Annotated in this window: 5 protein-coding genes; all 5 read left to right on the top strand. The window is 63.6% G+C overall.

Annotation, left to right across the window (positions count from 1 at the left end; genetic code table 11):
* A partial coding sequence (locus tag Q0526_RS11690; protein WP_298733797.1) for a glycoside hydrolase family 88 protein occupies window positions 1–840 on the top strand: 840 nt, incomplete at its 5' end.
* A gap of 133 nt (window positions 841–973) precedes the next feature.
* Window positions 974–2,719, top strand: coding sequence for a sensor histidine kinase (locus tag Q0526_RS11685; protein ID WP_298733795.1), 1,746 nt, complete (start codon window positions 974–976; stop codon window positions 2,717–2,719).
* Window positions 2,694–4,175 (top strand): response regulator, encoded by a 1,482-nt coding sequence (locus tag Q0526_RS11680; RefSeq protein WP_298733793.1) that lies wholly within the window; start codon window positions 2,694–2,696, stop codon window positions 4,173–4,175. The genes Q0526_RS11685 and Q0526_RS11680 overlap by 26 nt, the downstream gene beginning before the upstream one ends.
* A gap of 389 nt (window positions 4,176–4,564) precedes the next feature.
* Window positions 4,565–5,929 (top strand): extracellular solute-binding protein, encoded by a 1,365-nt coding sequence (locus tag Q0526_RS11675; protein WP_298733791.1) that lies wholly within the window; start codon window positions 4,565–4,567, stop codon window positions 5,927–5,929.
* Between the two features lie 80 nt (window positions 5,930–6,009).
* Window positions 6,010–6,924: a sugar ABC transporter permease gene (locus tag Q0526_RS11670; protein ID WP_366522094.1), complete on the top strand. Its 915-nt coding sequence runs from the start codon at window positions 6,010–6,012 to the stop codon at window positions 6,922–6,924.
* The last annotated feature ends 40 nt before the right edge of the window (window positions 6,925–6,964 follow it).

The raw sequence follows: 6,964 nt of genomic DNA, 5'->3' as shown, positions 1-6,964 counted from the left end.
ATCCAGCCAGGCAATCTGCTGTTTCCCGTGTGGGAAGCCACCGGCGATCCCCGTTACCGCCGGGCGATGGACGCCGTGTATGCCCAGTATGCCCGCATCCCGCGCTGTGCCTGCGGCGGCTACTGCCACAAACCTGACCTGCCCGGCCAGATGTGGCTGGACGGCCTGTACATGGGCGGCCCCTTCCTGGCCCGATACGCTGCCCTGACCGGCCAACCGGCGCTGTGGCAGCAGGTGGCGGAACAGATCTTTTTGATGGCGCGCAACACCCGGGACGACGCCACGGGCCTGTGGCGCCACGCCTGGGATGAGACCCGCCGGGCCCCCTGGGCGGATCCCGGGACGGGCTGCTCGCCGGAGTTCTGGGGGCGCTCCCTGGGGTGGGTGCCGCTGGCGCTGCTGGACGATCTGGACGCCATGCCCGCCGGGTTTGCCCCCCGGGAACAGATCCTCGCCCTGCTGCAGTCCCTGCTGCACAGTCTCTGCCGCTATCAGGGGGAGGATGGACGCTGGTATCAGGTGGTGGACAAAGCCGGAGCGGCGGGCAACTGGCCGGAAAATTCCTGCACCTGTCTGTTCGCAGCGGCCCTGTACAAGGCTGTGCGGCTGGGCTACCTGCCCCCCTCGCTGCTGCCCGCTGCCGGCCGCGGCTATGACGGCGTGGTCCGCAGCCTGACCGGGCAGGACGGCGAGTTCTGCCTGGGCCAGGTCTGCATCGGCACAGGGGTGGGGGACTACCGTTACTACTGCGGCCGCCCGGTGAGCACCAACGACCTCCACGGCATGGGCGCCTTCCTTTTGATGTGTACCGAGCGGGAGCGCCTGCACCGCGCCCGTTGACAATGCCCTGCGGCAGCCCCTATAATGGTATCATCGACAACAGGGCAGGGGTGCCCGGCACTGCAGGGGCAGGCTGGCGCCGCTGCCCTGTTTTTGGCGGGCTGCCACGGCCAAAAAAGGAGGAAGTCACAGGATGCAAAAACTGCTGCGCCGCTTTCACGATCTCTCCCTCTCCCAAAAGATGGTGTCGGCCTTTTTCGCCCTGCTACTGGTGATCTGCCTGGTCATGCTGGCGGCGCTGAACATCTCCTTCGGCATCTACGACCAGAACCTGTACGAAAAGTCCCTCCAATCGCTGGACTTTTTTGCCCGGCAGGTCAGCGACGAGCTGGAGGACGTGGAGAGCTTCACCTACGATCTGGCGGTGAGTCCCGAACTGCAGCAGCAGCTCTCGGAACTCAAAACGCTGGTCTTTGGCACCTCCGCCTACGACTATGCCCGTTACCAGCTGCGGGTGCAGCTGATCCAGGAGGCGCGCACCCACCCCATCGTCAAGAACATCCGCTTCATCGACACCAACGGCAGCGAGATGCTGGTGGGCACCGACACCGGTCCCCTGGACACCGCCCCCCTGCTGGAAGCCCTCCACCGGGCCGACGGCGCTTATCTGCTGACCAGCCCCACGGCGGACTATCCCTATCTGGTAGGCGGGCGGGACATCCGCAAGCACATCGACTCCAGCATGGAATACCTGGGCAGCTGCCTGGTCACCTGCGACGCCGCCAGCGTGATCCAGCGGGAGCTGCAGGCCATGACCTCCTCGCCGGGCACCCTGTATGTTACTGCCGAGGACACCATGGTCTACCGCGGCGCCGAGGCCGATCCCCCGGCGGTGGAGGGGGACCAGGGATACCGGGTATGGCGGCAGGACGGGCAGTCCTACTTCGTGTGCTGGATGACTGACCCCGCCACCGGCTGGCTGTATCTGAACATCTTCCCCTACAGCCAGATCTTCGGCCAGACCATGGCCCTCCGCTTCATCGTGCTGGGGGTGTTCGTGGCCCTCTTTGTGGTGGGCGGCCTGGTGATGCGGGCACTGGCCCGGCTCATCACCCGGCCGCTGGCCCGGCTGAGCGCCTCGATGCAGGTGGTGGAGAGCGACGACTTTGAGGCCGCCCTGGCCATGCTGCCCGACCACCCCTACCGGGACGAGACCGGCCAGCTGACCGGCGAGTTCCGGGTCATGCTGCAGCAGATCGACACCCTGATCCGGGAAAACTACAAAAAACAGATCCTGCTGCAGCAGACCCAGTACCAGATGCTCCAGGCCCAGATCAATCCCCATTTTCTGAACAACACGCTGAATACCGTGAACTGGATGATCCGCGCCGGGCGCAACGAGGACGCCGCCCGGGTGGTGGTGGAGCTGGGCCAGCTGCTGCGGGCCGCCCTGGCCCGGGAGAACGCCACCACCGTGGCCCGGGAGGTGGAGCTGGTCCAGAGCTACATCGCCATCCAGGAGTTCCGCTACCACGGGCGGGCCGCCTTCCAGGTAGAGACCGAGGGCGCCCTGGACCGCTGGACCATGCCCAAGATGATCCTGCAGCCCCTGGTGGAAAATGCCATCCTTCACGGGGTGGAGAACAGCCTGACCCCCTGCACCATCACGGTGACGGCCCGGGAGCAGGCAGCGGACATCCTGCTGGAAGTGCACAACACCGGCCCCTGCATGACGCCGGAGGAACTGGACGCCGTGCGCCGTTTTGCGGCCAAACCCAAGGGCCACGGCATCGGGCTGAAAAACATCCATGACCGGCTGCAGCTGTATTTCGGCAGCTTTGGCTGGCAGATCGACAGCGACCCGGAGCAGGGCACCCGAGTGCGGATGACGCTGCCCAAGAAGGAGGAAGAGGATGTACAAACTGCTGATCGTGGATGACGAGGAGATCGAGCGCGAGGGGATGGCCCATTTCATCCCCTGGGAGGAGCAGGGCATCCAGCTGGTGGGCACCGCCTGGAACGGTGTGCAGGGGCTGGAGATGATGGAGCGCCTCCGCCCCGACATCGTCCTGGTGGATGTGAAGATGCCGGTGATGAACGGCCTGGAGATGATCCGCCAGGCGCAGCAGACCTTTCCCGATGTGGTGTATGTGATCCTGTCCGGCTATGGCGAGTACGAGTTCACCAGCCAGGCCATGGAGGAGGGGGTGCGCCACTACCTGCTGAAACCCTGTGACGAAAAAAAGATCCTGGCGGTGCTGGACAAGGTCAAGGCCGAGCTGTCCGAGCGTCAGGCTCAGGCCAGCCAGGCCCGGGACGCCCGGGTGCTGCTGCCCCACGCCCGGGAGCAGATCTTCTGCGACCTGGTGCTGGATCGGGCCCAGGTGGGCAGCACAGCCACCCGCCATTTTATGGAGCGGCTGGGCGGGGAAGGCCGGCCGGTGCTGCTGGCCACCGTGCGGCTGACCCGCGGGTTCGACTACCTGGAACGGTTCGTCATCGGCAACATCATGACAGACCTGCTCCCCGCCGGGACGCTGCTGTGCACCGGCGGCCAGGAGCAGGACACCTTCCTGCTGCTGGACCCTGCCGCTGGCGCCGGCCTGGAACAGGCCTTCGCCCGGCTGCAGGTGGAGTTCCGCCGGTTCGAGAAAGCGCCCCTGCAGGCAGCGGTGAGCGCCCCCGGAGCCCTGGGCGGCCTGCCGGAGCTCTACCGGCAGACTGCAGCGCTACTGGCGCTGGGCGGCGGGGAGGAGACCGGCCTGCTGCGGTACGGCGGCGCGGCGGCGGGGAATGGCCGGCTCTTCGACTACCGGGCCATCCAGAACGCCCCCGACTACGAGCAGCTTTTGCTGGAACTGTACACCGGTCTGGCCAAAATGCAGCTGCGCGGGTACGGCCCCGACCGGCAGCAAGCCCTGTGGACCCTGGCCTGGAAACTGCTGGCCGCCGACGCGCCGCTGCCCGAGCTGACCCTGTGCGGCGTGGCCCGGGCGCTGGCCCAGCGGCTGGCGCTGCCCCATGAGCTCCGGAACGACCGGGCGGCTCTGCAGATGCGCCAGATCAATGAGGCCGTCTACGACCACCTGGCGGACCCCGCGCTCAACCTGCTCAAGCTGGCCCGGGACTGCCTGTTTGTCAGCGAGGATCACCTGAGCCGGATGTTCAGCCGCCGCACCGGCACCCGGCTGACCCATTTCATCGAGAGCCGCCGGGTGGAGGTAGCCCGGCGGCTGATCGACTGCGACCCCAACGTGACCAACGCCCGGCTGGCCGAGTTGGTTGGTTACCCGCCGGACGGGCGGTATTTCAGCCGGGTGTTCCGCAAACAGTTCGGCATGACCCCCGGGGAATACCGGGAGAAGATGCGGGATCAGCCTGCAGACAGGCAATAAATCAAAATCCGTTCCCATCGGCGGGCACTGCGCCCGCATGCGCATTTCGGAGGCCGGCCGGGGATCGTACCGCCGGCGGGAACACCGCCAGGGAAATTTTACCCAAAATCGTGTGCAAGGCGCTCCTGCGCCGAGTGCGCGGTTTTGGGTAAAATTTTGTCGAAGGGGCTGCGGAGCCGGGCGCCGCTGCGGCGGCAGTGCGCGCGCGTTGCCCCCGTTGAGCGGGCCCGCGCCTTGCCGGTTTTGTGCACCATGGCCCCCGGCTTTGTGCCTTTTGCTTTGTGCAAAAAACCGATACAATAGGAACTGTCAAAAGGACGTGCACGGTCCACCGGCAGGGAAGGACGCTCCCCTGCGCCTACAAAATAAAAAGAAGGAGCGAATCACACATGCGTAAACTGTTCAAGCGTACCGCCGCTGCCGCCATGGCCGGCGCGATGGCTCTGAGCCTGGCGGCCTGCGGCGGCTCCGCAGGAGCCGGCACTTCCGAATCTGCCGGAAGCGATACGGCCTCCACCACAGCGGAGAGCGCCTCTTCCTCCGACGAGGACATCACCCTGCGGATCACCTGGTGGGGCGGCCAGTCCCGGCATGAGTACACCCAGCAGATCCTGGACAAGTACACCGAGCTGCACCCCAACATCCACTTTGAGGCCACCCCCTCCGGCTGGGACGGCTACTTTGAGAAGCTGGCCACCGACACCGCCACCGGCGCTATGCCCGACATCGTCCAGATGGACTACCTCTACGTGTCCACCTACGCGGCCAACAACTCCCTGGCGGACCTGACCCCCTACATGGAGGACGGCACGATGGACACCTCCACCATCGACGCGGGCATCCTGGCCAGCGGTAACGTGGATGGCAAACAGATCGCTATGCCGTTGTCGACTTCGCTCGTCACAGTGGGTTATAGCCCTGCCTGCCTGAAAGCCGCCGGTCTGGAAGAACCCACCAGCGACTGGACCTGGGATGATTTCGCCAATATGTGCAACACCATCTATGAAAAGACTGGCAAGCTGGGCACCTCCACCGGCCCGGTGGACGACACCAATATGTTCAACTACTGGATCCGTCAGCATGGCGAACAGCTCTTTGCCGACGATAACAAGAGCCTCGGCTTTGAAGACGACACTTTGACTGCTGACTATTTCACCATGTGGAAGGATATGATGGACAAAGGCGGTGCTGCTGACCCTGACGAGTACGAGCAGCTGGTGACTTTGGGCATCGAAGCCGGTCCCATTGCAACCGATGAGTGCGGGTTCCATTTTAACTGGAACAACTTTACCAGCCTGATGGCTAACGTTAATCCCAACCTGAAAATGGCTACGCCTCCCACCGTGGAGGGTGGCGTAAGCGGCTTGTGGATGAAGCCCGGCATGTTCTTCTCGGTGGCGGAGACTTCCCAGTACAAGGAAGAATGCGCTGCCTTCATCGACTGGTTCATCAACTCTGAGGAAGCCAACGCCATCATGAAGGGCGAGCGCGGCACCCCTGTCTCCTCCACGGCTCGCGAATACCTGGTGGGCTCTGGCATGCTGAACGAACAGCAGAAGCAGATGTTTGACTATGTGGATATTGCCGCACCGCTTTGCGGTGAGACCCCGGCTCCCGATCCGGTCGGTATTGCCGAAGTGAACCAGGCCTTCAAGGACGCTGCCTACAGCGTGTTCTATGGCCAGGTCTCGGCGGAGGAAGCGGCCGCTTCCTTCCGTGAGCAGGCCAATTCCATCCTGGCGACCAATAACTGATCCGTTCCGGGGGGAGGGCTGCCGCCCTTCCCCCTTTTTCTGTCTCCGGTCCATTCCCGATGAAGGAGGTTTTCTCCGCTATGATGAAAGCGAAGGCAATCAAGCCCAAAGCCCACTACCGAGCCAAGGACAACGCCACCGGCTACCTGCTGCTGGCGCCTTGGCTGGTGGGATTCCTGCTGATGTGGCTGATCCCGGCGGTCATGTCCATCTACTATTCCTTTACCAACTACAACCTGCTGTCCGCGCCCAAGTGGGTGGGCCTGCAGAACTACGTCACCATCCTGACCACCGACAAAAACTTCCGGCAGGCCCTGACTGTGACCTTCGTCTACGTCTTTGTCATGGTGCCGCTTCGGCTGGCCTTCGCCCTCTTTGTTGCCAACCTGCTGAACAAAAAGCACATGGGCATGGCGATGTACCGGGTGCTGTACTACGTGCCCTCCATCATCGGCGGCAGCATCGCCGTTTCGGTGGTGTGGAAGCAGATCTTCGGCAACGACGGCGTCGTCATGAGCCTGCTGAAGGTGTTCGGCATCGAACAGCAGTATTCCCTGGTGGGCAACCCGGATACCGCCCTGTCGGTCATCATCCTGATGGGCGTGTGGCAGTTCGGTTCCTCGATGCTGATCTTCCTGTCGGGCCTCAAGCAGATCCCCACCTCGCTGTATGAGTCCGCCGCCATGGACGGCGCCACCCCCATGCAGCGGTTCTGGAAGATCACCATGCCCATGCTGACCCCCACCATCTTCTTCAACCTGATCCAGCAGCTCATCAACGGCTTCCGCATCTTTACCGAGAGCAAGATCATCACCGACGGCGGCCCCATGAACAGCACCTTGACCTATGTGCTGTACCTGTACCGCTCGGCTTTCACCAACTTCCACATGGGCTATTCCTGTGCCCTGGCCTGGATCCTAGTTCTCATCATCGGCGTGGCCACCCTGCTGCTGTTCAAGTCGCAGAAGTCCTGGGTCCACTACGAAGCACAATAAGGAGGGATACCAATGGTTGGCGAACGCAAAAACAAACGCC

This window comes from uncultured Subdoligranulum sp., from assembly GCF_937890665.1.
This window is presented reverse-complemented; position numbering and strand designations above follow the sequence as displayed.